This is a genomic window from Agreia sp. VKM Ac-1783 (assembly GCF_900177765.1).
Lineage (GTDB): Bacteria > Actinomycetota > Actinomycetes > Actinomycetales > Microbacteriaceae > Agreia.
Genome location: NZ_FXWI01000001.1, coordinates 238,443 through 263,845, shown reverse-complemented (window position 1 = coordinate 263,845; position 25,403 = coordinate 238,443). Strand labels below are relative to the sequence as shown.

Genomic DNA, 25,403 nt, shown 5'->3' with positions numbered 1-25,403 from the left:
AGTAGCCGCGCGAGGAACGAGCGCGGCGTATCGAGATCAGGCCACGGGGCGGTAGTGGCGCAGCACCGGCGAGAGCGTCGTCGTCGTGCGCACCGCCACGTCGAAGCGCTGCAGCATCGCGGGGGTGGTCGGCGTCAGCTCGATGCGGCACTCCAGCTCGCCCGTGCGACCGGGAATCGTCCAGGCGACGTGGGCGGGGGCGACCGACCAGGTGAGCCGTTCGTCGAGCGGCGGCGTGGCCGCGGCATCCACGACCCCGCCGACCTCGGCGACGGCCGCAGCGATGCGCGCGTCGCGCACCTCGGCCGGCACATCGCCGAGCAGATTCGAGCTGAACACGGTCGACGCATCGGCCGCGTCGAGGATGCGCCCGGAACCGCGAACGACGGCATCGACGGCGCGGGCCGCCTCCACGGTCGCCGGCCACAGCTCGATGCGTCGCGCAGGCTCGTCGACGGAGTCGAGGACGAGCCGCAGCATGTCTGCGGCAGCGACCGACAGCTTGAGTCCGTTCGTGTTGCCGAAGACCACGGCACCCAGGCCCGACTCGAGGTGCCAGCGCATGTTCGACGACCAGCCGGGCAAGCCGCCCGAGTGCTGAGCGAAGCGGCCGAAGCGCACGTCGTGCTCGACGTACAGGCCGAGCCCGTAGCCCTGTGCCTCGAGGGTGGGTGACGCTGTGCGGTCGGCCGCACCCGGTGCGACGGTGTGGATGCGCTGCATCTCGCGCCGCGACGCCCTGCTGAGAATGGCGTCGTCGGTATTGGCAGGGTCGAAGGCGCTCGAGAGCCAGCCGCTCCACCGGGCGATGTCGGGCGGGGTGCTGAACATGCTCGCGGCACACGCCCCGATGCCTCCACCGACGACGGGACGAGAGACCCAGCTCGCGCCCTTGTCATAGCTCGTGTAGCCGTGCGCGATTCCGTCGCCGGGCTCGCCGTCGTCCGCGAAGTCGGCGGGCTTGTATCCCGTGCTGGTCAGCCCGAGCGGCTCGAGGAACGTCTCGCGGGCGAACTGCTCGAAGCCCTGGCCCGCGAGGTCTTCGACGATCACACCGAGCAGCCAGAAGCCCACGTTGGAGTACTGGAAGCCCACGCCCGGCAGGCCCGCAAAGCCAAGCCCCGCGTCGACGACGGCCAAGAAGTCCTCGCGCGAGAGGGCGAGCTCGTGATCGGCCCAGCCGTTGTCCTCCGGCAGCCCCGAGGAGTTGCTCATGAGCATCCGCAACGTCACCGGCTGGGCCACGCCGGTGTCGTCTACCGGATCGAGGAATTGCGGCACGAGCTCGGAGACGCGGTCGTCGAGTGACAGCAGGCCTCGATCGCGCAGCACGAGAACGGCGGCGATGCAGAAGCTCTTCGACATCGAGGCGATGCGGTAGATCGTCTTCTCGCCCGGAGCGCGGCCGTCGAGCTGGAACTCGCCGACGCCGTGGTGGAACAACACACCGTTGCGGTCGAACACGGCGTAGCTGAGCGAGGGGCTCACCAACTCTGTGCCGTCGAACCAGCTGCTGAGGCGCGCGATGACGTCGGGGGAGAGTTCGGTTGCGGGGGCCACGGGTGCTCCGTTCGGGTCAGACGAGTAAGGGGCCGAGCAGGTCGTGAGGGGTCAGCGGGTTTCGGATGCCGGACCGGCGTGGGCGGCATCGTCGAGCGCCGGGCCTCCGATGGCCTGGCCCATCCAGGTGAGCGCGCGCCAGCCAGCTTCGGGAGTGCCCTCGAGCACCACGACTCCGGTGTTGCTCAGCGAGTGCTCGGCCGAGAAGTCGGCGCTCACGTTCTCGGCGCGGGCTCCGACCCAGGACCGGATGATGGCTCCGTGGGACACGATCGCCACGACGGGGAAGCCTGTGGCGGCGGCCTCTGCGATGACCTCGTCGTAGCGGGCGTAGACCTCGGCGCCCGACTCGGCCCCGGGCATCCGGCGGTCGACATCGCCGTCGGCCCACGCGATGACGGTCTCCATGTAGACGCGCACGGCCTCGTCGTCGTTGCGCATCTCGAGGTCTCCGGCATCCACCTCGCGAAGGCCCGACCGGATCGCCACTGTCAGACCGCGGGCCTCGGCGAGCGGGGCCGCAGTGAGCTGCGCGCGCAGCTGCGTCGACGCGAAGACCGCCCCGATCGGCTCGGCGACGAGTGCCTCGGGAACCGCGTCGGCCTGCTCGAGACCGAGGTCGGTGAGGCCCGGTCCGGGAATCGCGGTGTCGAGGGCCCCGATGACATTCGACGGAGTCTGGCCATGGCGGATCAGCAGTAAGCGCATCCCTCGAGATTACCGGCCCCGCCCGTCGAGCTCGTCCGGCCCGCGTTAGTCGAGTAGGTCGCTCAGCGACCGTATCGAGACCAGCGGGAGGAGATCTCGATACGTCGGCTCGTTCCTCGCGCGACTACTCGATCAGCGCGACCGTGCGCGACTACTCGATCAGCGCGACGGCGTTCCGTAGTGCGCGGCCAGCCGTCGCAGCCCCTCGTCGAGACTCACCGCGGGCTGCCACTGCAGCTCGGCGCGCATGCGGCGCTGATCGAACCAGTGCGCGGTCGACAGCTGCTCCGCCAGAAAGCGCGTCATCGGCGGCTCGTCCGCCCCCGGCTTGACGCGCCACACGGCCTCGATCACCGAGCCTGCCGCCCGTGCGACCCCGGCGGGAATGCTCCACGCGGGCGCAGCGACGCCTGCCGCGGCGCAGATGCCACCCAGCAAATCGGCGACGGGACGCGGCTCTCCGTTGGTGATCACATAGGCGTTGCCATGCACCGCGTCGACCCGCTCGAGGGCGGCCGCGATCGCGGAGGCCGCGTTGTCGATGTAGGTCGAGTCGATCAGGGCGGCGCCGCTGTCGAGCAGCGGAAGCCTGCCGGCGCGAGCGCGCTCCACGATGCGCTCGACGAGTTGCGTGTCTCCCGGACCCCACACGAGGTGTGGGCGCACCGCGACGACGCGCAGAGGCTCGGAGTCGGCGCCGAGCGCCAGCAACTCCGCGAGTGCCTTTGTGCGGGCGTATTCGCCGCGCGCGTGCTGCGGGTCGGCCGGTCGAGCGTCGTCGCCGGCGATGGATGCCCCCGCGTGCGCCACCGACGGCGACGACACGAACACGAGGCGGCCGACTCCGGCGTCGCGCATCGCGCCGAGAAGAGTGCGGGTTCCCTCGACGTTCACGGCCTCGAAGTCGGCCGGTTCGCCCGCCAACGAGACCTTGGCGGCCAGGTGCACCACGGCATCCATGCCCTCGACGGCGCGCGAAACGTCGGCGCGATTCGTCAGCGAGCCGAGAGAGTCGTCCACTCCCACGACGCCGGATGGCCGCCGCTGGAACGTGCGCACCTGGTGCCCGGCCCCCGCGATCTCGCGGGCGACGGCTCCTCCGAGAAAGCCGCTGGCCCCCGTGACGAGCACCCTCACGGCGCGGTCAACTTCTCACCGGAGAGCACACCCTCGGCCCAGCGCGAGAGAGCAGTGCGGTCGATCTTCGAGTTGTGCCGGATGTCGGTGGGCAGCACGGGCACCACCAGCACAGCCGCGATGTCGAGCCCCGCGGCGTGACGCACGGCGGCGCCCAGCTCGGGGTCGGCGAGTGCGGGTCGGCGGGCCGGAGGATCGGTCTCGAGCACGACGACGAGCTGCTGCGTTCCGCGAGGTCCGATGCCCGCGAGCGCGACTCTGCCGACGCCGAGCACCGACTCGATCTTCTGCTCGGGCCCGACGGGGGTGACGACTCCCCCGGCCGTGACGATGACGTGCGGAAGTCGACCTTCGACCCAGAGGCGACCCTGAGCGTCGAGATGGCCGACGTCTCCGGTGCGGTGCCATCGCTCGGCGGGAGCGTCGACGGACTCGGCCGAGACCGAGTCGGCATCGGCGATGCGGTTCGTGGCCCAGAGCCGGTCGTAGGACTGCTTCAGGTGAGGTGCAGAGAGAACGATCTCGCCTGTCACTCCCGACTGTTCGCTCGGCTCGGCGGCCGGCATGCCGTGCTCGTCGAGGCCCGCGATGCGCACGCGCACCGACCCGGCGGGTGCTCCGACGCAGACGCCGCCGGCGTGCTCTCCCTCGGGCAGCGCGGCGGCATCGTCTGCGGCGGCGCGAATGCCCTCGAGCGTGATGTCGGTCATGAGCAGACCCTCGGTCATGCCGTAGGGGGTGTGCGGGGTGGCGTTCGGCATGAGCCGACCGGCAGCGGCGAGAAGGGCCTCGGGCACGGGGGCGCCGGCCGAGAGGAAGGTCTTCACGACCGCGAGCGCCGCGGTGTCGGCGGCGCCGAGGGCATCGGAGGTGGCGACCACGTTCGCGAGCGCGGCCGGCGAGAGGAAGACGACCGTCGCATCCACCGCCGCCGCGGCCTCGGCCGTGGCCTTCGCGGTGAGGGTGCGCGGCGAGGTGACGTTCATGTCGGGCGTCACCGAGCGCGCGCCGAGTGCGGGTCCGAGCAGCGCGAAGGGGGCGAATCCGGCGACGAGGCCCGTGCCGACGCCGATGTCGTACTTCGATGCCAGTGCATCGCGAACCGCCTCGAGCTGGGCGTGCGTGTAGACGACGCCCTTGGCGGGTCCGGTCGATCCCGAAGTGAAGAGAACCGCGGCGACAGCGGATGCCGAGGGCGGCTCGGGCAGCGATTCGTCGGCGCCCAGCCGCGCGAGTTCGGGCAGGGAGTGCCGCACGCCGAGCGCGAGTGCTGTGGCACGGGGAAGAGTGGCGACCGAGATCTTCTGCCCGGGCCACGAGAACGCGCGGGCGACAGAGAGGCCCGGAAGCGCGCCGATCACGTGGTCGGGGCGCGCTCCGCGAACGGCGCGGGTCAGTCCGGGCACGCCGAGGCCGGCATCGGCGACGACGACGACGGCTCCGATGCGCAGGCAGGCATAGAGCACCGCGGTGAGGTCTGCGCTCGGCGGGATGAGGAGGGAGACGCGGTCACCGGGCTGCACGCCCGCACGAAGAAGACCTGCTGCGAGCTGGCGCACCCCGGTGGAGAGGAGCTTCCACGAGACATCTCGCCTCGGCTTCATGTCGACCAGGGCGAGGTCGGTGCTGTCGCGCAGCTCGTCGAGCACGCTCCAGAGGGGACCCTTGCGCTGGTCGAGTAGGCCGCCCGCGGCCGTATCGAAACCACCGCCGGCGCCATCCGGACTTCTGCGCTGGTCGAGTAGGCCGCCCGCGGCTAGTAGTTCTCCTGAGCCTGTCGAAGGGTCGAGACCACCCAGCCAGTCAAGCACCACGGGCGCGTAGTCCACGTCTTCGGCGATCATGTGCCCGGCGCCCTCGAACCTGTGGATGTCGGCCTGCGGCATCCGCTCGGCGAGATCGTCGAGATAGGTGTCGGAGAAGATCGGGTCTCGCGGGCCCCACAGCATGAGCGAGGGAACGCCGAGCTCGCGCACCCCGGCGGCGATGCGCTCGAGCTCGTTCCACGACCGGTGCCGTTCGTCGACGGGAATGTCGGCCACGAATGCGCCGATGCCGCCGCGTCGGTCTGCCGATCGATAAGGCGCGCGGTAGCCGTTCTTGACGTCTGACTCGAGCGACGGATGCGCGAGCGCCAGCGTCGTCTCGAGGAATGCGGGCGTGGCCACGGTCGCGCGCCCCAGCATGCCGCGCTGCAGCGTCAGACGCAGAGGCCACGGAATAGCGCGGTCCTCGGGCTGGTGGATCGCGGTGTTGAGCAGCACGACGCCGGCGAGCTCGTCGGGGTGATCGACCGCCCAGCCCATCGAGACCACTCCGCCCCAGTCATGGCCGACGGTGACGACCGGACCGGAGAGCTCGAGTGTCGCAGTGAGGGCAGAGAGGTCGGAGACTCGACGCTCAAGCCCCCGCTCGATGCCGGTGCGCTCGGAGAAGCCCATCTCAAGCTGATCGACGGCGATGACCCGCCACACGTCGCCCGAGCCGGTCTCAGCCGCAGTCGTGGCGGCATCCGTCGCGGCGCCGACGAGTTCGCGCCAGAGGTACGACCAGGTCGGATTGCCGTGAACGCACAGCATCGTTCCCACGGGCGTGACGCCGAGTTCGTCGAGCACGGCCCCGTTGTCGAGCAGGTGCCAGGTGACCGGGCGACCGGAGTCGCCGTCGGCGACCTCGACGAGACGCGAGAATCGCGCATCCATGCCCGGCAGCCCTGCCGGGGGAAGCGATGCGGGTGCGGTGCGACCCGCCGACCGGGGCAGGCGGGAGGAGCCGTGACTCACCAGGCGATCTCCATCATGGAGGTGTTGAGGCCCGAGCCGACGCCCATGAGCAGAACGCGGTTGCCGCGAGCGAGCTTCGAGGACTCCTGGGCGAGCGTGATCGGAATCGACGCGGGGCCGACGTTGCCGAGCAGGGGGAACGTGACGGGCACGCGGGTGGCGTCGAGGTTCGCCGCCTTGACGATGGCGTTGGTGTGCACCGACGAGACCTGATGCATGATGTAGCGGTCCATGTTCGACCAGCTCCACTGACGCTTGGCGTCCTTCCAGGCGCTGACCACGAGTTCCATGCCGCCCTTCAGCAGGGCCTTCGCGTCGGTGAACATGCCGTCGACACTGCCCACGCAGAGGTCGTTGAACTGGGTCGCGGCGCGGGTGATGCCGCCGAGCATGCGATGGCCCTCGGGGTGCAGATCGGCCCGACCGATGACGGCGGCCGCGGCGCCCGAGCCGAGCGTCAGGCTCGCGAACTCGCTCATGAAGTCTTTGCGCTTGATGCCCTCGCGGCCCAGGCGCTCGATGGTGTTGACCTGGATCTCGTCGGCGTCTTCGCCGTCGATGATCACGGCGTAGTCGATCTGGCCTGCGTCGATGAGCTGGCCCGCGAGCGCCATGCCGTTCACGAAGCCGAGGCAGGCGTTGGCGATGTCGAAGTTCGTGGCCGAGCTGGGCAGCCCCAGACCGTGGTGGATGCGCACGGCGACGGAGGGCTCGAGGTGCTTGCGGGTCACGGAGGTGTTGATGAGCAGGCCCACCTGGTCGGGGCGAATTCCCGCCTCGGCGAGCGCCTTCTTGCCTGCCTCGATGGCGGCGTCGTCGAAGGTCTGGCCCTCGCCCCAGTTGCGGCGCTCGTGCACGCCCGCGACGCGCTGCAGGAGTCCGGTCGGAAGCTTCAGGCGCTTGAGCGCGGGAGCGAGGCGACGATCGATCTCGGCTGATGTCGTGATTCGGGTCGCCATGGTGGTTGCGACCGACAGAAGTGCGACATTGCGGTGAGTCGTCGTAGCGTTTCCGTCCAACGGAGATTCCTATCGAGTTGTGTTCGTGGGGTGCGGCTCGCAAACTGAGCGATCGTCCACAGGAGAGTTTAGTTCCTCACAAGCTGGGGGTTGCCCTCCTTGACTCCTGCACCCCTGGCGCGGGTGTTCCCGCCGAGCGCGGCGACTGGGCCACGGCGCTCGGCGGGAACACCCGCGTTCGAGTCGGCCTTACTTGACGGCAGACGCGAGGGCTTCCGCGAGAGGGGTCGACTCGCGGCCAAGCAGGCGCTGCAGGTCGTCGGAGTCGGTGAACAGGTCGCCGCGCTTCGTTCCGACCTCGAGAGCGGTCACGAAGCCGGCCGTTCCCGCGTCGAGTCCGACGCTCTCGAGGATCGCCGTGTGCTCTTCGGGGGTCACATCGCGGTAGACGATGGTCGCACCCGTCGCCGCCGACAGGGCCGCCGCGAACTCGGTCATCGTGAAAGTGGGAGCGCCGCCCAGCTCATAGACCGCGTTCTCGTGGCCGGGCTGCACGAGGGCCGCTGCTGCTGCGGCTGCGAAGTCAGCGCGGGTCGCGGCCGAGATACGGCCGTCACCCGAGGCGCCGACGATCTCGCCCATGGCCTTGGACTGCTCGACCTGGCCGAGATAGTTCTCGATGTACCAGCCGTTGCGCAGAATGGTGAAGGCGACGCCGGATGCCCGCAGCGCCTCTTCGGTCGCCTTGTGCTCGGCGGCCAGAATCAGCTCGGAGGTGTCGGCGCGCAGCACGCTCGTGTAGACGATGCGCGAGACCCCGGCGGCCTTGGCCGCGTCGATGACGTTGCTGTGCTGTGCGACGCGCTGGCCCACCTCGCTGCCGGAAACCAGCAGCAGAGCGTCGACGCCCGCGAGCGCCTCGGGGAGAGTGTCGGGAGCCGAGTAGTCGGCCGTGCGAACCTGAACGCCCTGCTCGGCGAGGTCGGCGACCTTCGAGGGGGTGCGAACGAGGGCGACGATGTCGCTCGGGACGACTCCCGACTCGATGAGCGCGTCGATGGCGTGGCGGCCGAACGGTCCTGATGCTCCGGTGACGGCGTATGTGGTCATGATTTCTCCTTTGTCGCGGCTTTCATTCCTGTAGCACTAACTATTACACAGTACCCACGAATGCGCAGCACGCGCTACGATGAATACATGACAGATCAGGAAACTCCGAGCAACGAGCTCGTGACCTCTGTCTTCGCGCGCGCCTGCATGTCTCGCGCCGCCCTCGAAGACGTGTCGACGAAATGGTCGAGCCTCGCCCTCCTCGCGCTCGGCGAGGGCGACTTCCGCTTCAACGCGCTTCGACGCAAGGTCGAGGGAGTCAGCGAGAAGATGCTCTCTCAGACGCTCCAGACGCTCGAGCGCGACGGAATGGTCACGCGCGAGGTGCACTCCACTATTCCGCCCCGCGTGGAGTACTCCCTCACCGACCTCGGAGCCCTCGTCGCCGAGAACCTGCGCACCCTCGCCGACCTGCTCGAGACATCCGCGCTCGAGATCGGCACGTCCCGCGCCACCTACGACGAGGCCCGCTCCGCCTGATCTCCTCGCGCTCTGCGCTGGTCGAGTAGCGAGGAACGAGCGTATCGAGACCCCCCCCACGGGCGATCTCGATACGCGCTGCTCCTGCATCGCGAGCGCTACCCGCTCAGCGCGAGCGGGTCAGTGTCCCGTGTTGGTGCGGCGCGGAAGCGCGAAGACCAGCAGGAACGCGAGCACCGCGAAGCCGAGTGAGACGACCATCGCGGCGGCCGCAGCGTCCGTGAATCCGGTGGCCACCGCATCCGCTGTCTTGCCGCCGATCACCAGACTGCCGAAGAACACGCTGCCGATCACCGCGATGCCGACGGCGCTTCCGATGCGCTGCACGGCACCGATCACGCCGCTGGCGGCTCCGGCCTCGCGCGGGTCGACGGTCGCGACTATGAACTGCGCGTTCGGGGCGATGAAGAGTCCGTTGCCGAGTCCGGCGATCAGCAGCGGCGCGATGAGCAGCCAGTTGGTGAGGTCGGCGGCATTGGTGAGCAGCAGCACGAGCCACAGCCACGCCAGACCGACGACGACCAGCAGGGTGCCGATGATGAGCACGGTGCGACCCAGGCGCTGGGTCAGCCTGTTGCTCTGCGAGCTGCCCACGATGCTTCCGATCGCGAACGGAATGGACACGATGCCCGACTCGAGAGCCGTGTGGCCGAGGCCCGACTGCCAGAGGATCGAGATCGTGAAGAAGATGCTGGTGAAGGCCGCGAAGTAGACCAGGGCGAGGATGACTCCGCCAGTGAATGCCGGGTGCGAGAACAGCCGCGGCGGCACGAGCGGGCTGCGGCCTCGCTTCGAGTAGGCCACCTCCCACGCGCCGAACGCGACCATGAGCAGCACACCGGCGACGAGCGACAGGATCGTCCAGAGCGGCCAACCCGTGTCTTGCCCCTCGATCAGCGGAACGAGCAGGGCGATGAGGCTCGCCGAGACCAGTACGAGGCCGATCCAGTCGAGACCCGAGCGGTCGGCGTGGCTCGCCTCTTCGTCGCTCTGCTTGGGCAGCAGGATGGCCGCCGCTACGAGAGTCGCTATGCCGATGGGCAGGTTGACCCAGAACACGAGCCGCCATCCGTCGGTCTCGCCGAAGGCCTGGATGAGCAGGCCACCGATGATCGGACCGAGCGCGGAAGAGACTCCGATGACGGCGCCCATGATGGCGAACGCCTTGCCGCGCACGCGACCGGGGAAGAGGAGCTGGATGAACGCGGTGACCGCGGGCACGAACATACCGCCCGCGAGGCCCTGAACGACGCGCGCGATGACCAACTGCAGATCGTTCTGTGCGAGCCCGCAGAAGAGGCTGGCGATGGTGAAGAGGGCCAAGCCGGTGAAGAACACCCACTTGTGCCCGATGCGGTCACCCACGCGGCCGGCGGGGATCAGCGCGAGGCCGAATGCGAGCGCATAGCCGGAGATGATCCACGAGAGCGTGCCCTCGCTGGCGTCGAGCGTGGTGCGGATCGTGGGCAGGGCCACGTTGACGATTGTGGTGTCGAGCAGCGCCATGAACATGCCGGCGAGCAGAACGATGAGAGCCTGCCATGCCCGGCGCGAGACGACGGGAGCAGAGGAGGAGGTGGGGTTGTCGCCCCGGACAGTTTCAGCCACGAACGGGCCTTTCAGAATCAAAACCAGCCGCGCAGAGATCTCGCGCGAACGAAGCCCGGGTGCGGACGACTTCAGAATCATACGCTGGCCTTAGCCTCGCGGCGCCCCCATTGCGATTCTGTTCAGCCCTGGTTTGTCGGCGTCGCTATACGACGAGGTCAGCCCCCAGCTGCACCGTTTCGCGCGCAACCCCGCCGCGTTCGTGCTCGGCCGCGCTACTCTCCCACCATGACTGACTACAGGGATCACTACGACGTGGCCGTGATCGGCGCTGGCCCCGCCGGAACCGCCGCCGCCCTCCGTGCCGCCGAGCTCGGCGCGAGCGTCGTCGTTCTCGAGGCGGAGCGAGTCGGCGGCACGTGTGTGAACACGGGCTGCGTTCCCACGCGTGTGCTCGCCAAGACCGCCCGCCTGATCAGAGAGACCCGGAACGCCGATGTGTACGGCGTCGAGGTCGCAGCTCCCACGATCGACTGGACGACCACGGTGGCGCGCGTGCGCGAGCGCGTCGATCGGGTGCGCTCCATCAAACGCGAGGCCGAACGATTCGCCGAGGCGGGCATCCATCTCATTCACGAGGGGCGAGCCCGTTTCGCCGACGATTCGACCCTCGTGCTCGACAGCGGACGCCGCATCACCGCCTCGTCGATCCTCGTCTGCGTCGGCGGCCACTCGAGGCGGCTGCCGATCCCCGGCGCAGAGCTCGCCACCGTTCCCGAGCACGTCCTCGACCTGCCGGCCCTCCCCCGTCGCGTCGCCGTCATCGGAGCGGGCAACACAGGCGCCCAGCTGGTCACGGTGTTCAGCTCGTTCGGCTCCGAGGTCACCGTCCTCGACCTTGCTCCACGAGTACTCATGCCCTCCGATCCGTCGGTCTCCGAGGCCGTGTCTGCCGCCTTCGTCGCGCAGGGAATCGACGTGCGCACGGGCATCGACGGCGTCGACGGCCTCGCCCGGGCATCCGACGAAAGCATCACGCTGTCGTGGCGGCAGGACGGCGGCTCGTTGTCTGCCGATTTCGATGCTGTCATCATGGCGACCGGATGGCCGGCAGACGTCGAGGACCTGGGTCTCGAGAAGGCGGGCGTCGAGGTGGTGCGCTCGGCCATTCCCGCCGACGCGTACTTCCGCACGGTCGTGCCGCACATCTTCGCCGTCGGAGACGCGAACGGTCGCGACATGCTGGTGCAGGCCGCGCAGTTCGAGGGCGAGGCTGCGGCCGAGAACGCCGTGTTGGGCGCGAATCGACGCACCCCGCACCACCTGCTGCCGGCCGGCGGATTCACCGACCCTGACTACGCGGGAGTGGGACTTACCGAGGAACAGGCCCGAGGGCGCGACATCACGTGCGTGGTCGCGACGGTGCAGTTCTCGGCCGTCGACCGCGCGGTCATCGACGATCGGGAGACCGGCTTCCTGAAGCTCATCGCCGACCCTCGACGCGAACTCATCCTCGGAGCGCACGCGGTCGGCGAGAACGCGATCGAGGTCATCCAGTCGGTGACCACGGCGATGGCTGCGGGGGTCGACGTGTCGACGCTGGCCAACGTACGCTTCGCCTATCCCACCTATAGCGCGGTGATCGGCATGGCGGCGCGGGCGCTGCTGGCCGAGCCTCGACCCGACATCGCGGCGGACTGACCGCGTTACGGAGTCGTGCGGCTCAGCGCGACGAGCTCGCCGCGCGTGCGCACGCCGGCCTTGCGCAGCACGTTCGACACGTGGAACTTCACGGTGTTGGCGCTGACGCCCAGCTGTTCGGCGATCGCACGGTTCTGAGCTCCCGACGCCACCAGCTTCAGCACCTCCCGCTCCCGGGGTGAGAACGAGACGACGTCGGCGAGGGGCTCGGGCACGGCGGGGGGATCAAGCGGGAGCGTGATCTCGACCGAAGATCCCCATCCGGGCGTGGCCGTCACGTCGAGGCCGCCGTTCAGCGCGGTGACGCGTTCGGCGATGGGCCGCAGCGAGTCGTCGTGCGGGGTGAGCTCGCCTGCCCCGTCGTCGCGGATTCCGATGAGCAGGTTCAGGCCGTCGCAGTCCCACTGGATGCGAACTTTGCGACTCTCGCCGGCATCGACGAGGGCCAGCACGGCGCTGCGCACGATCGCGCGTGCCGCGTGTGCGACCTCGCCGGGAAGAGCCCGGCCGGTCGACGGCGGCTCGACGAATTGCACGTCGAGGTCACCGAAGCGCACGAGCGGCCTCAGATCGCTGCGCAGCCGGGCGAACGCTCCGACCACGGGCTCCAGTTGGGCGCTCCACCGCTCGTCGCTCGCGGTGCGCAGACCCACCAGAGCGGATGCCGCCACCTCGATCGCCATGGCGCGGGATGCGCGGTCGTCGAGCCGCGTCGACCTCAGCACGGCGAGTACCGATTCGAGTGCCACGGCATGCTGATCGGTCTGCTCGGAGGAGAGACGCGCCTGCTCGGCTCGCCACCGCCTGCTCGACGCAGAGGAGACATCGTCGGAGTGATCGAGATCAGTCATCCGGCCACCCTACCCGGGCCCCGCCGCACCTACCCATCGGTATAGGCAGAACCGGCCGCACGGGCGGGCGCAGCGTGATGCCGACCGGCCAAGACTGGAGTCATGAGTTCAGACGTGCCACGGTTCGACCACTCCCTGCTCCTGATCGCCAGCGAGCTCGGATCGGTCGTCGAGCGGCTCACCTCCAGCGACGACGCTCACGCCGACGTCTCCCCCGCCGATGCGCTGGTCGATGAGATCGCGAGGGCCCGCAGGGTCTTCGTGCACGGCGCCGGCCGCTCGGGTCTCGCCCTGCGCATGACCGCCATGCGGCTGATGCACCTCGGCCTCGACGTGCACGTCGTCGGAGAGACCACCACGCCGGCGATCACCGAGGGCGACGTGCTGCTCACCGCCAGCGGCTCGGGAACGACCGAGAGCATCGTGCGCGCGGCGCGCACCGCGGTCGAGGCGAAGGCCCGCGTCGCTCTCATCACGACCGCCACAGAGTCTCCCCTCGCAGAGCTCGCGTCCGCGACCCTCGTCGTGCCCGCCGCGGCCAAACTCGACAGGTCGATGACGGCATCCGCCCAGTACGCCGGCGGCCTCTTCGAGCAGACGGTGGTGCTGGTCGGCGACGCCCTCTTCCACACCCTGTGGCAGCGCTCGGGCCGCACCGCCGACGAGCTGTGGCCCCGGCACGCGAACCTCGAATGACCGCACGCCCCTTTTCAGACTTCCCCCTCCCATCCGCAACCCGAAGGAACACAATGAAGCTGCAGTTCGCCATGGACACCACCACCACCGAAGCCGCCCTCGAGCTGGCCGCCGCGGCCGCGCCGCACGTCGACATCCTCGAGCTCGGCACCCCGCTCATCAAGAGCGCCGGCCTCTCGGCCGTCACGGCCATCAAGGCCGCTCACCCCGACAAGATCGTCTTCGCCGACCTCAAGACGATGGATGCCGGAGAGCTCGAGGCCGACATCGCGTTCGCCGCGGGAGCCGACCTCGTGACCGTGCTGGGCACCGCCGGTGACAGCACCATCGTCGGCGCGGTCAAGGCTGCGAAGAAGCACGGCAAGGGCATCGTCGTCGACCTGATCGGCGTCGCGAATAAGCCCGAGCGCGCGAAGCAGGTCGTCGCCCTGGGCGCCGAGTTCGTCGAGATGCACGCGGGCCTCGACGAGCAGGCCGAGGAGGGCTTCACGTTCTCGACCCTGCTCGACGACGGCAAGGCATCCGGTGTGCCGTTCTCGGTCGCCGGCGGCATCAACGCCTCGACCATCGCCGCGGTTCAGGAGTCGGGCGCCCAGGTCGCCGTCGCCGGAAGCGCGATCTACAGCGCCTCGGACGTGGGAGCCGCAGCGGCAGACCTGCGCGCAGCCATCGTCTAGGCATCCTGCGCTAAAACGAACGCGGGTGTTCCCGCCTGCCGCGGTGGTGCAACCACTGCGCTGGGCGGGAACACCCGCGTTCGGCGCATTCGGCGCTCACGACGCGGCGAGAAACCTGCCGCGCTCTTCGATTAGGCGTCGCAGATATGGAGCGAGCGCCACCCTCTCGACAATGCGACCCAGAGGCCCGAACGGCGCCGCGAACTCGAGACGATCGATCATCACCGAGCCGCCTTCTGAAGGCTCGAAGCGGTGCTCGTGCCAAAAGCTCGCGAACGGGCCCTGGTTCTGCTCGTCGACGAAACGGTGGGGAGCATCGAATTCGGTCACGGTGCTCGTCAACCTGAAGACGATGCCGAAATGCCGTGCACTCCACGTGACGTCTTGCCCCAGACCGATGAGTCCGTCAGTCACCCCGGCCACGGCCCTCTCGCCTGAGGCGGCCTGTGACCGGGTGTGACTGTCGATGCTTCTCGCCAGATCGAACATCTCGCGCTCGGTCTTGGTCGAGCGCGTCACGCACTCGAACGAGACGACCACGCGTCGGACCTAGAAGTCCCAGTCCTCGTCTTCGGTGACAACGGCCTTGCCGATGACGTACGACGAGCCCGAGCCCGAGAAGAAGTCGTGGTTTTCGTCGGCGTTCGGCGAGAGGGCAGACAGGATCGCCGGGTTCACGTCGGTGACCGTCTTCGGGAACATGGCCTCGTAGCCGAGGTTCATGAGTGCCTTGTTGGCGTTGTAGTGCAGGAACTTCTTGACGTCTTCGGTGAGACCGACCTCGTCGTAGAGGTCTTGCGTGTACTGCACCTCGTTGTCGTAGAGCTCGTAGAGCAGCGAGAACGTGTAGTCCTTGATCTCGTCGCGACGCTCCTGGCTTACCGTCTCGAGTCCGCGCTGGAACTTGTAGCCGATGTAGTAACCGTGCACGGCCTCGTCGCGGATGATGAGGCGGATCATGTCTGCCGTGTTCGTGAGCTTGGCGCGGCTCGACCAGTACATGGGCAGGTAGAAGCCCGAGTAGAACAGGAACGACTCGAGCAGCGTCGAGGCGACCTTGCGCTTCAGGGGGTCGTCACCGGTGTAGTAGTCCATGACGATCGAGGCCTTCTTCTGAAGGTTCTCGTTCTCGGTCGACCAGCGGAACGCCTCGTCGATGTCTTTCGTGTTCGACAGGGTCGAGAAGATCGACGAGTAGCTCTTGGCGTGCACGCTCTCCATGAACGCGATGTTCGTGTAGACGGCCTCTTCATGCGGCGTGATCGCGTCGGGGATGAGGCTGACCGCACCCACCGTGCCCTGGATGGTGTCGAGCAGGGTGAGCCCGGTGAACACGCGCATGGTGAGCTGCTGCTCTGCGGGCGTCAACGTGTTCCACGACTGCACGTCGTTCGAGAGCGGGATCTTCTCGGGCAACCAGAAGTTGTTGACGAGTCGGTTCCACACCTCGACGTCTTTGTCGTCCTGGATCTTGTTCCAGTTGATCGCATTGACGTGCGACACGAGCTTGAGCTTCTCGACCATGACCTTATTTTCTTTCGTTGACTGAGCTTGTCGAAGCAGAGGATGCGCCCTGCGCTAGAGAGCGCAAGAGACACATCCCTCGATCTCGGTGCCCTCGAGGGCCATCTGGCGAAGACGGATGTAGTAGATCGTCTTGATGCCCTTGCGCCATGCGTAGATCTGCGCCTTGTTGATGTCGCGGGTGGTCGCCGTGTCTTTGAAGAACAGCGTGAGCGAGAGACCCTGGTCGACGTGCTGCGTTGCCGCTGCGTAGGTGTCGATGATCTTCTCGGCGCCGATCTCGTATGAGTCCTGGTAGTACTCCAGGTTGTCGTTCGTCATGAACGGAGCCGGGAAGTAGACGCGACCCAGCTTGCCCTCCTTGCGGATCTCGATCTTCGCCGCGATCGGGTGGATCGACGCGGTGGAGTTGTTGATGTACGAGATCGAGCCGGTAGGCGGCACGGCCTGCAGGTTCTGGTTGTAGATGCCGTGCTCCATGACGGATGCCTTCAGCTGGTCCCAGTCGGCCTGCGTCGGGATGTGCACCCCGGCGGTGTCGAAGAGCTCGCGGACGCGGTCGGTGGCGGGCACCCACTCGGCGTCGGTGTACTTGTCGAAGAACGCACCGGATGCGTAGGTCGAGTCCTCGAAGCCCTCGAACTTGACGCCGCGCTCGATCGCGATGGCGTTCGAGGCGCGCAGAGCGTGGAACAGCACCGTGTAGAAGTAGATGTTCGTGAAGTCGATGCCCTCTTCTGAGCCGTAGAAGATGCGCTCACGAGCGAGGTAGCCGTGCAGATTCATCTGGCCGAGGCCGATGGCATGCGACTTGTCGTTGCCGTCTTCGATGGAGCGCACCGACGTGATGTGGCTCATGTCGGAGACCGCGGAGAGCCCGCGGATCGCCGTCTCGACCGTGAGGCCGAAGTCGGGCGCATCCATGGCCAGCGCGATGTTCATCGAGCCGAGGTTGCACGAGATGTCTTTGCCGATCGTGTCGTACGACAGGTCTTCGTTGTACGTAGTCGGGGTGTTGACCTGCAGGATCTCGGAGCACAGGTTCGACATGTTGATGCGGCCCTTGATGGGGTTCGCCGCATTCACGGTGTCTTCGAACATGATGTACGGGTAGCCCGACTCGAACTGGATCTCGGCGATCGTCTGGAAGAAGTCGCGGGCCTTGATCTTGGTCTTCTTGATGCGCGAGTCGTCGACCATCTCGTGGTACTTCTCGCTCACCGAGATGTCGCCGAAGGGCACACCGTAGACACGCTCTACGTCGTAGGGAGAGAAGAGGTACATGTCTTCTCCCTTCTTGGCGAGCTCGAAGGTGATGTCGGGAACGACGACCCCGAGCGACAGCGTCTTGATGCGGATCTTCTCGTCGGCGTTCTCGCGCTTGGTGTCGAGGAAGCGCATGATGTCGGGGTGGTGGGCGTGCAGGTATACGGCACCGGCCCCCTGACGGGCTCCGAGCTGGTTGGCGTAGCTGAAGGAGTCTTCGAGCAGCTTCATCACGGGGATGATTCCCGAGGACTGGTTTTCGATCTGCTTGATCGGCGCACCAGACTCACGGATGTTCGACAGCAGCAGGGCGACGCCACCGCCGCGCTTGGAGAGCTGGAGGCTGGAGTTGATGGCGCGGGAGATGGACTCCATGTTGTCTTCGATGCGAAGAAGGAAGCAGGAGACGAGCTCGCCGCGCTGGGCCTTGCCCGTGTTGAGGAACGTGGGGGTGGCCGGCTGGAAGCGGCCGCCGAGGATCTCGTTGACGAGGTTGATCGCGAGCTGCTCGTTGCCACCGGCGAGGCCGAGGGCCGTCATCACGACGCGGTCTTCGAAGCGCTCGAGGTAGCGCTTTCCGTCGAACGTCTTCAGCGTGTACGAGGTGTAGTACTTGAACGCACCGAGGAAGGTGTCGAAGCGGAACTTCTTGGAGTAGGCGAGGTCGTTGAGCTTGGTGATGAACTCGAACGAGTACTGCTCGATGGTCGCGGCCTCGTAGTACTCCTTCTCGATGAGGTAGTCGAGGCGCTCGCGCAGCGAGTGGAAGAAGACCGTGTTCTGGTTGACGTGCTGCAGGAAGAACTCCCTGGCCGCCTCTTTGTCTTTGTCGAACTGGATCTCACCGTTCGGACCGTAGAGGTTCAGCATCGCGTTCAGCGAGTGGTAGTCCATCTGCACCTGACCCGGGGTCTCGATGCGGGTGTTCTCTAGTGATGCTGTGGGGACGTCCAAAACGCTTCCAATCCTTCGTGGACGGCAGTGACGTCGTCCGGGGTTCCGAATACTTCGAATTTGTAGAGGTGGGGAACTGCGCACTTGCGGGAGACGATGTCTCCCGCTTTGCAGAAGGCTTCACCGAAGTTGGTGTTGCCGGCGGAAATCACTCCGCGGATGAGGGATCTGTTGTTCTCGTCATTGAGAAACGAGATCACCTGCTTGGGAACCGCCCCGCCCTCGGTGCCCCCACCATAGGTGGGGAGCACGAGAACGTAGGGTTCCGTGGCCATCAGTCTGGGCTGCCATGCGTGAAGAGGGATGCGATCGGCCGGCATCCCGAGCTTCTCGATGAAACGGTGGGTGTTACCCGACACCGACGAGAAGTAGACCAGGTTCGACAGGGTGGGGATCGTGTCGACCACCTCGGCGAGTGGCACGGGCTGACTAGCCGGCGAGACGGGCCAGCTCATCGATCTTGTCGGGGCGGAATCCCGACCAGTGGTCGTTGTCGGTGATCACGACGGGAGCCTGAAGGTAGCCGAGCTCCTTCACGGCGGCGAGAGCCTTCTCGTCGACGGACACGTCGAAGATCTCGTACTCGAGGCCCTTGTTCTCGAGGGCACGGTAGGTGGCCGTGCACTGCACGCAGGAGGGCTTCGTGTAAACCGTGATTGCCATGAAAATGCGCCTTTCAGACGAAGGAGATGGGTGGAATGTTCTGTATTGGTTTTAGTGCTGGCGAGCTGACGATCGGCCCCGTGGGCCCCGTCACCGTGCCGGGAGTTCAATACTACATATAGGGATCGGTCTCTTCGAGTGCCACTAGATGAAGTGTTACACCCGTGTAATTCTCCACAACGAGTGCACATGGTTATCAACCGTTTGTCCACAAGAAAAATGCCTGAAATCCACGGTTGATCTCGGCCGTTGTGGATAACTCGTCGCCGAAAAAACTTTCCAAAAAAGATGCGGCGCTCAGCGCCCTCGGCGTGTCGCATCGGATGCCGTCGACCGCGACTTCACAAGGCGGCCGATAGCCCACAGAACGACTCCGACACCGAGGAGGACCCCCGCGATCTCGTACTGTTCGACCGGTCTTCCCGACGACCACGGCAGCACCAGATAGACGCACACGATCACTCCCAGCACGGGCAGCACGGTCGGGGTGGTGAAGTGATCGTGGTCGACTTTCTCGCGCCGCAGCACGAGCACGCTCACGTTGACGAGCGCGAAGACGGCGAGCAGAAGCAGCGAGGTCGTGCCGCCGAGAAGGATCACGAGAGGGTTCTTCGGGTCGATCGAGACGTAGGCGGTGAGCGCGAGCGCGATGCCCGTGGTGAAGAGGATCGCCGCGAACGGCGTCTGCCGCTTGGTGTGCACCTTCGACAGGAACGAGGGAAGCACACCCCTCTTACTCATGCCGTAGAGCAGCCTGCTCGCCATCATCATGTTGATCAGGGCGCTGTTGCCCACGGCGAAGAGCGAGATGAACGGAATCAGCGCCGAGATGGGAAAGTCGGGTGCCGCGGTCTGCACGACGGTGACCAGCGGGGTGTCGTTGCCGGCCAGCTCGCCGACGGGAACCACGGCGACGGCGATGATCGCCACGGTCACATAGACGATCGCCGTGATGGTCAGCCCCGACAGCAGGGCCCTCGGAAAGATGCGGCTCGGGTTCTTCACCTCTTCGACCATGTTGACCGAGTCTTCGAAGCCGACCATCGCGAAGAACGCCAGCGACGTCGCGGTGCTGATCGCCAGGAAGATGCCCTTGTCCTCCGGAGTGTCGAACGCGACCACCCGCGAGAAGTCGGCGTTGCCGCCGAAGATGGCGAAGCATCCGATGAGGATCACGAGCAGCAGACCCGACAGCTCGACCAGCGTCAGCACCACATTGAGCCCCACGCTCTCGGCCACGCCTCGCAGATTCACGGCCATGATCAGCAGCATGAAGAGCAGCGCGACGACCAGCAGGATGCCGGGGTTCGCGCTGTCGAGGCCGAAGCCGGTGGCGAAGTTGCTCGCGAACGCGCCCGATGCGGCAGAGGCCGAGGTGAGTCCCGAGCACATCACCGTGAAGCACACGATGAACGTCACGAAATGGATGCCGAAGGCCTTGTGCACGTAGAGCGCCGCTCCGGCGGCCTGCGGATACTTGCCCACAAGCTCGAGGTAGGAGCATGCCGTCAGCAGCGCCACCCCGAATGCGATGAGGAAGGGCAGCCAGGCCGCTCCCCCGACCTCGGCCGCCACCTGCCCGGTCAGGGCATAGATGCCGGTGCCGAGGATGTCTCCGACGATGAACAGAAGCAACAGCTTCGGCCCCATGACCCGCTTGAGCTCTGCAGGCTCCGACTGCGTGGAATCACTCGCCTTCTCGTCGATCGTCATCGATCCACCGCCCCTCTGCCCCCAGCCTGCACCCGAGACAGGTGTGCGGTCTAGCCCTGACGCCGCACGGCTACACCGAGAGCTCGCCCCGCAGCAGGGCCGCGCCCGCGCCGAGAGCCGCGAGCTTCGCGCGCGCGACGCTTCGAGGCAGGGGCGCCATGCCGCAGTTGGTCGAGGGGTAGAGCTTGTCGGCATCGACGAACTGAAGGGCCCGCTGCAGTGTCTGCGCGACCTCTTCGGGAGTCTCGATGGTGGCCGTCGCCACATCGATGGCCCCGACCATCACCTTCTTGCCCCGGATGAGCTCGATCAGGTCCATGGGCACGTGTGAGTTGTGACACTCGAGCGAGACGATGTCGATGTCGGAGGCCTGGAGCTTGGGGAAGATGCCTTCGTATTCACGCCACTCGGCCCCCAGGGTCTCCTTCCAGTCGGTGTTCGCCTTGATGCCGTAGCCGTAGCAGACGTGCACGGCGGTCTCGCAGGTGAGCCCCTCGATCGCCTTCTCGAGAACGGCCACGCCCCAGTCGTTCACCTCGTCGAAGAAGACGTTGAACGCGGGCTCGTCGAACTGGATGATGTCGACGCCCGCGGCCTGCAGCTCCCTGGCCTCCTGATTGAGGATGGTGGCGAACTCCCACGCCAGTTTTTCGCGACTCTTATAGTGAGCGTCGTAGAGCGTGTCGACCATGGTCATCGGACCGGGCAACGCCCACTTGATGGGCTGATCGGTGTGTTCTCGAAGGAACCGGGCGTCGTCGACGAAGACCGGCTTCTCTCGGCTCACCGCCCCGACCACCGTCGGCACGGATGCGTCATAACGGTCGCGGATCCTGACCGTCTCCCGCTTCTCGAAATCCACACCGCTGAGGTGCTCGATGAAGGTGGTGACGAAGTGCTGCCTCGTCTGCTCGCCGTCGCTCACGATGTCGATGCCCGCTTCTCGTTGGTCGTCGAGCGAGAGGCGGAGCGCGTCGTGCGTACCCTCCGTCAGCTCGTCGCCGCTCAGCTTCCACGGCGACCAGAGCTTCTCGGGTTGCGCAAGCCACGAGGGCTTGGGCAGGCTTCCAGCGGTCGTGGTCGGAAGAAGAGTGTTCACGACCGTCCTCCCTTCACCTCGACGTGCTGAACCGCGAACTCTGCCGACCATTCGTCGAGAGTGGCCTTATAGGGGTCCATGAAATGCTCCTGCGCGAACCTGCCCTGCTCGACCGCCAGACGGCTGCGCTCCTCGCGGTCGTAGACGATCGACGTCGTCGAGAAGCTGGGGTTCGAGAGACTCGGCTGATACGTCTGCCCGGCCGCGACGTGAGCGTTGTAGATCTCGGGTCGGTAGATCTTCTGGAACGTCTCCATCGTGCTGATCGTCGCGGCGAGCTCGAGGTCGGTGTAGTCGCCCTGCAGATCACCGAGGTGATAGAAGGCGAGAGGGGCGACACTGTCGGGCGGCATGAAGAAGCGCACCTGCAATCCCATCTTCTCGAAGTACGCGTCGGTCAGCGAGTACTCGCTCTGTCGGTACTCGACGCCCAGAATCGGATGCTGGTTGTCGGTGCGAGAGTACGTCTTGCTGCTCGAGACGCTCAGGCAGATGACGGGCGGCTTGGCGAAACGCTGCGCGTAGATCTCGGAGCGGAGAAAGCTCTTGAACAGATTGCCGTGCAATTCTCCGAATCCGGGCGGCAGACCCTGGGCCGACGAGTCTACGCTGTGCGCGGGCAGCACGATACTGAAGTCGTAGTCGCGCACATACGACGAGAAGTTGTTGCCCACGATGCCCTCGACGCGTTCACCGGTTCGGCGGTCGACGATGGTGGCCTGCAGTACCTCGATCAGCGGTACGGCGTCGCGAAGACCCTCGCCGTCGACGTCGACGCTCACAGAGATGATGTCGAGTTCGACCGAGTAGCGATGGCCGTCTTCGTCGACACCTGCCACGAGTCCGTTGAAGCGATCGTCGATCATCGTGAACGTGCTGCGCAGGTTCTGCAGGCGGTTCTCGCCTCGGGCGAGGTTGGCGAAGTTGGTGGTGATGCGGGTGGTGCCGAGGGGGTGGTAGTCCTCGTCGAAACGCGTGCGGTCAATCGAGAAGGCGAGATTCGTCATCGACAGGACTCCGCTCGGAAGAGAACGGCGTGTGCGCCCATGAGGCGAGCGTTCGTGATGGTGACCATGGCGGTGTGCTCCTCGAATAGGGAAGCCGCGATGGCGCGACTCCACGGATAGCGATGTCGCAGGCGTGTCCCTGACCGGGACGCGAGGCTTCGTTGTGCGCACTGCCCTAGCAGGCTACGACAGCGATGCACGATCGAGCGCCGGATGACCTCACGTTACGGCGGCTCGCTCTCAACCCCGCAACGGCAACACGGGAACGTCGACAGGAACGAAGCCCATGACCTGTCCGTAGAACGAGAGCTCGGCCTCGGTGGCCGAGATGATGGTGGATGCGCGCCGGAACCCGTGCGACTCACCCTCGTAGGCGAGATACGCGTGCCTCAGGCCCTTCGCCTCGAGCGCGTCTCTGAAGCGCTCGGCCTGCGAGGGCGGAACGATCTTGTCGTCGAGCCCCTGCAGCAGCAGCACCGGGCACGACAGCCCGTCGACGTTGTTCAGCGGCGCACGCTCTTCGTAGAGGGCGGCCGCCTCGGGCAGTGGCCCGACCAGACCGTCGAGGTAGCGCGACTCGAAGTCGTGCGTCTCAGCGGCGAACAGGGTGAGCTCGGCCACGCCGAAGTAGGAGGCGCCGCAGGCGAAGACGTCGGACTGCGTCAGCGAGGCCAGCACGGTCCATCCGCCTGCTGAACCGCCGCGGATCGCAAGCCGGTCGCCGTCGGCGATCCCGGCGTCGGCGAGCCCGCGCACGGCAGCGACCGTGTCGTCGACATCGACGATGCCCCACTGCCCGCGCAGACGGTCGCGATACGCGCGACCGTACCCCGTGGAGCCGCCGTAGTTGATGTCGACGACGCCGATGCCCCGAGACGTGAAGTAGGCGATCGTCGGGTTGACCGCGGGCACGGTGCGACTCGTCGGCCCCCCGTGCACGAAGGCCACGAACGGCGGCCGCTCGCCCGCCGGGGCCGCGAACTCGGGGTTCGCCGGCTCGTACACGAAGGTGTGCACAGGCCTCTCATCGGTTCCGAAGGTGCGAGCGACAGCCGTCGGCAGATAAGCCCGGTCGGGCAGCTCATCGACAGAGAGTCGGATATCTCGGAGCGCGCGAGTCTGCAGGTCGAGTTCTCGGAGCCCCGACGCCAGAACGGCGCTGCCGCCCGTGACCAGGATGCGCTGACCGCGACGGGCGCCGAACGAGATGGAGTCGATCTCGAGAGGCAGCTCGGTGAGCTCGCCCGTCGGCACATCGAGGATCGCGGCCCGATCTGTGCCGAAGGTGCGCACCGTCAGGAGTCTGTCGGCGTCGAGCACGGTGTACCAGGTCGTGCCCAGCATCCAGAGAGCGCCACCGAAGTCGAATGACGCCGCGTGCAGCGGGCGCAACTCTGCATCTGCGACCCCGACGAGGTAGAGGTTCCACCAGCCCGTGCGGTCGCTGATCACGAAGAGGTCGTCGTCGTCGCGCCACTCCGGCTGCAGAACCGACTCGGTGGTGCTGCCCAGGAGGGTGCGCCACTCGCTCACGCTGCCGGCCTCGCCGATGGCGCCGACCCTCAGCTCGGTGCCGTCCCACGGCATCTGCGGATGCTCCCAGGCGATCCAGGCCAGCTTCGTGCCGTCGGGCGAGATGCGCGGCGACGCGAGAAAGTGCGAGCCCGAGACGATCGAACGGATGCGCCCGGCGTCGTGCGCCGCGCTGCCGTCGAGCGGTATCGCGACGATGTCGCGGGAGAGGCCGGCCTCGCTGTGCGTCTCGCGGACCGCGATGATCTCGGCGCCGCGCTGCTGGAGCTCCGCGAAGCGCATGCCGAGCCCCTCCGGGGTCAGCGGGCTGGGCTCGGCGTCGACGGTGTCGACATCGAGCCGGTAGACCCGCTGATCGTCGAAGTTCGCGAAGACGAGAACCGCCGGGCCGTCGGCGAGGCCGGTCACGGTCCACGCTCCCCCGCCGTATTCGTGCACTCGGGTGCGGGCATTGAACGGAGCGGGCAGCACGTCGATCGGTTCACCGTCGGCACCGGCGCGCCGAATCGAGAGCCGTCCGCCCTCGGTGGGCCGCAGCTCTTGCCACCACACCTCGTCGCCGGCGTAGGCTCCGCCGCCGACCGGATGACCGGAACTCGCGAGGGATTCGGCGCTGATCGGCGATGTCCAGGTTCCGTACGGAGCGATGCGAGGTTCGGTCATGCGTCCACGCTACAACGGGGTGCTGACAGCGAAATCACCGGATGCTGCGGGCGGCAGACCGGCTACTTCGGGCGCTCGCGCATCCTGTTTCGTCGCCGCCCGCCGGGCCGCCCGAGCCATCACGCGGTCGACGAGGAGGCCGAGCAGGACCGCCGAGACGGCGGCGATCAACGCGGAGAGAAGAGGGTTGTCCTGGATCCACGTCGACGCGATGAGCGCGACCACGAACATGTAGAGCGACCAGGAGACGCCGGCGACGATGCTGAGCGGCACGAACGTCCGACGCGAGAGACCGACGCTCCCCGCAGTGAGGTTCACGGCGATGCGGCCCACCGGAATGTACCGGCCCGTGATGATGAGACTCGCCGGCCGCACCCGCAGCTGCGTCGATGCGCCCGTGATTGCAGCGCGCATCGGGCGGCTGCGCATCCACCGGTATCTCGTCGTGCCCACCCGGCGGCCGATCTCGAACACGATGTTGTCGCCGACGATCGCGCCCACCGCCGCGACCAGCACGAGCGGAACGAGCAGCGCCGGCGATCCCGCGACGGCCACGGCCACCGCGGCGACGAGAACGATGTCGCTCGGAACCGGGGGGAAGAACGCATCGAGCATGCAGACGGCGAAGACGACGAGAAGGACCCACGGCGACGAGACGGCACCCACGAGCAGATCGGTGAGCTGTTCCATGGCGCCTTTCGGGGTGACGAGCGGGATATGACTCCACCGTAGAAAGGGCGAGGGGAGGAGCACATCCACCCGGGGGACCAC

Annotated in this window: 22 protein-coding genes; 4 read left to right on the top strand and 18 right to left on the bottom strand. The window is 67.0% G+C overall.

Going from position 1 to position 25,403, the window contains the following annotated elements:
* Positions 1 to 36: 36 nt before the first annotated feature.
* From CCK87_RS01280 to CCK87_RS01255, 6 genes are all read right to left on the bottom strand, one after another.
* Positions 37 to 1,560, bottom strand: coding sequence for a serine hydrolase domain-containing protein (locus CCK87_RS01280; RefSeq protein WP_086459710.1), 1,524 nt, complete (start codon positions 1,558 to 1,560; stop codon positions 37 to 39).
* 51 nt (positions 1,561 to 1,611) lie between these two features.
* Positions 1,612 to 2,268 carry a histidine phosphatase family protein gene (locus tag CCK87_RS01275; RefSeq protein ID WP_086459709.1) on the bottom strand — a complete coding sequence of 219 codons (657 nt, stop codon included), beginning with the start codon at positions 2,266 to 2,268 and terminating at the stop codon, positions 1,612 to 1,614.
* A gap of 159 nt (positions 2,269 to 2,427) precedes the next feature.
* Entirely contained in the window at positions 2,428 to 3,405 is a 978-nt protein-coding gene (locus CCK87_RS01270) for an NAD-dependent epimerase/dehydratase family protein (protein ID WP_086459708.1), read from the bottom strand.
* Positions 3,402 to 6,107, bottom strand: a complete 2,706-nt coding sequence (locus tag CCK87_RS01265; RefSeq protein ID WP_086459707.1) for an alpha/beta fold hydrolase — start codon at positions 6,105 to 6,107, stop codon at positions 3,402 to 3,404. Before CCK87_RS01265 ends, CCK87_RS01270 begins: the two co-directional genes overlap by 4 nt.
* 77 nt (positions 6,108 to 6,184) lie before the next feature.
* Positions 6,185 to 7,207, bottom strand: a complete 1,023-nt coding sequence (locus tag CCK87_RS01260; RefSeq protein ID WP_086459706.1) for a 3-oxoacyl-ACP synthase III — start codon at positions 7,205 to 7,207, stop codon at positions 6,185 to 6,187.
* A 189-nt stretch (positions 7,208 to 7,396) separates the two neighbouring features.
* On the bottom strand, positions 7,397 to 8,257 hold the full coding sequence (locus tag CCK87_RS01255) for an SDR family oxidoreductase (protein ID WP_086459705.1): 861 nt from the start codon (positions 8,255 to 8,257) through the stop codon (positions 7,397 to 7,399).
* Positions 8,258 to 8,344: 87 nt separating this feature from the next.
* Here CCK87_RS01255 and CCK87_RS01250 point away from each other — a divergent pair, with 87 nt between their 5' ends.
* Entirely contained in the window at positions 8,345 to 8,737 is a 393-nt protein-coding gene (locus CCK87_RS01250) for a helix-turn-helix domain-containing protein (RefSeq protein WP_086459704.1), read from the top strand.
* Positions 8,738 to 8,857: 120 nt separating this feature from the next.
* Here CCK87_RS01250 and CCK87_RS01245 read toward each other — a convergent pair whose 3' ends face one another.
* Positions 8,858 to 10,345 carry an MFS transporter gene (locus CCK87_RS01245; RefSeq protein ID WP_249273651.1) on the bottom strand — a complete coding sequence of 496 codons (1,488 nt, stop codon included), beginning with the start codon at positions 10,343 to 10,345 and terminating at the stop codon, positions 8,858 to 8,860.
* A 228-nt stretch (positions 10,346 to 10,573) separates the two neighbouring features.
* Here CCK87_RS01245 and CCK87_RS01240 point away from each other — a divergent pair, with 228 nt between their 5' ends.
* Positions 10,574 to 11,986, top strand: coding sequence for an NAD(P)/FAD-dependent oxidoreductase (locus CCK87_RS01240; RefSeq protein WP_086459702.1), 1,413 nt, complete (start codon positions 10,574 to 10,576; stop codon positions 11,984 to 11,986).
* A gap of 5 nt (positions 11,987 to 11,991) precedes the next feature.
* Here CCK87_RS01240 and CCK87_RS01235 read toward each other — a convergent pair whose 3' ends face one another.
* Positions 11,992 to 12,837 (bottom strand): LuxR C-terminal-related transcriptional regulator, encoded by an 846-nt coding sequence (locus CCK87_RS01235; protein ID WP_086459701.1) that lies wholly within the window; start codon positions 12,835 to 12,837, stop codon positions 11,992 to 11,994.
* A gap of 102 nt (positions 12,838 to 12,939) precedes the next feature.
* Here CCK87_RS01235 and hxlB point away from each other — a divergent pair, with 102 nt between their 5' ends.
* Both hxlB and hxlA read left to right on the top strand, forming a co-directional pair.
* Entirely contained in the window at positions 12,940 to 13,533 is a 594-nt protein-coding gene (gene hxlB / locus CCK87_RS01230; RefSeq protein WP_086459700.1) for a 6-phospho-3-hexuloisomerase, read from the top strand.
* Between the two features lie 53 nt (positions 13,534 to 13,586).
* Positions 13,587 to 14,210, top strand: coding sequence for a 3-hexulose-6-phosphate synthase (gene hxlA, locus CCK87_RS01225; RefSeq protein WP_086459699.1), 624 nt, complete (start codon positions 13,587 to 13,589; stop codon positions 14,208 to 14,210).
* A gap of 96 nt (positions 14,211 to 14,306) precedes the next feature.
* Here hxlA and CCK87_RS01220 read toward each other — a convergent pair whose 3' ends face one another.
* The 10 genes from CCK87_RS01220 to CCK87_RS01175 all read right to left on the bottom strand — a co-directional run bounded on the left by CCK87_RS01220 (position 14,307) and on the right by CCK87_RS01175 (position 25,322).
* Positions 14,307 to 14,750, bottom strand: a complete 444-nt coding sequence (locus CCK87_RS01220; RefSeq protein ID WP_249273650.1) for an SRPBCC family protein — start codon at positions 14,748 to 14,750, stop codon at positions 14,307 to 14,309.
* Positions 14,751 to 14,759: 9 nt separating this feature from the next.
* Positions 14,760 to 15,734, bottom strand: a complete 975-nt coding sequence (gene nrdF / locus CCK87_RS01215; protein ID WP_055776053.1) for a class 1b ribonucleoside-diphosphate reductase subunit beta — start codon at positions 15,732 to 15,734, stop codon at positions 14,760 to 14,762.
* Positions 15,735 to 15,788: 54 nt separating this feature from the next.
* On the bottom strand, positions 15,789 to 17,894 hold the full coding sequence (gene nrdE / locus CCK87_RS01210) for a class 1b ribonucleoside-diphosphate reductase subunit alpha (RefSeq protein WP_086459698.1): 2,106 nt from the start codon (positions 17,892 to 17,894) through the stop codon (positions 15,789 to 15,791).
* Between the two features lie 35 nt (positions 17,895 to 17,929).
* The gene (gene nrdI, locus CCK87_RS01205) at positions 17,930 to 18,340 is read right to left on the bottom strand and encodes a class Ib ribonucleoside-diphosphate reductase assembly flavoprotein NrdI (protein WP_086460312.1); all 411 of its coding nucleotides are present in this window, start codon (positions 18,338 to 18,340) and stop codon (positions 17,930 to 17,932) included.
* A 43-nt stretch (positions 18,341 to 18,383) separates the two neighbouring features.
* Positions 18,384 to 18,617, bottom strand: a complete 234-nt coding sequence (gene nrdH / locus CCK87_RS01200; protein ID WP_044441583.1) for a glutaredoxin-like protein NrdH — start codon at positions 18,615 to 18,617, stop codon at positions 18,384 to 18,386.
* 297 nt (positions 18,618 to 18,914) lie between these two features.
* Positions 18,915 to 20,330: an APC family permease gene (locus CCK87_RS01195; protein WP_249273649.1), complete on the bottom strand. Its 1,416-nt coding sequence runs from the start codon at positions 20,328 to 20,330 to the stop codon at positions 18,915 to 18,917.
* A 70-nt stretch (positions 20,331 to 20,400) separates the two neighbouring features.
* On the bottom strand, positions 20,401 to 21,429 hold the full coding sequence (locus CCK87_RS01190) for a methionine synthase (RefSeq protein WP_086459697.1): 1,029 nt from the start codon (positions 21,427 to 21,429) through the stop codon (positions 20,401 to 20,403).
* Positions 21,426 to 22,436, bottom strand: a complete 1,011-nt coding sequence (locus tag CCK87_RS01185; protein ID WP_086459696.1) for a putative oxygenase MesX — start codon at positions 22,434 to 22,436, stop codon at positions 21,426 to 21,428. Before CCK87_RS01185 ends, CCK87_RS01190 begins: the two co-directional genes overlap by 4 nt.
* A gap of 240 nt (positions 22,437 to 22,676) precedes the next feature.
* Positions 22,677 to 24,632: a prolyl oligopeptidase family serine peptidase gene (locus CCK87_RS01180; protein WP_086459695.1), complete on the bottom strand. Its 1,956-nt coding sequence runs from the start codon at positions 24,630 to 24,632 to the stop codon at positions 22,677 to 22,679.
* Positions 24,633 to 24,641: 9 nt separating this feature from the next.
* The gene (locus CCK87_RS01175; RefSeq protein WP_086459694.1) at positions 24,642 to 25,322 is read right to left on the bottom strand and encodes a VTT domain-containing protein; all 681 of its coding nucleotides are present in this window, start codon (positions 25,320 to 25,322) and stop codon (positions 24,642 to 24,644) included.
* Between the last annotated feature and the right edge of the window lie 81 nt (positions 25,323 to 25,403).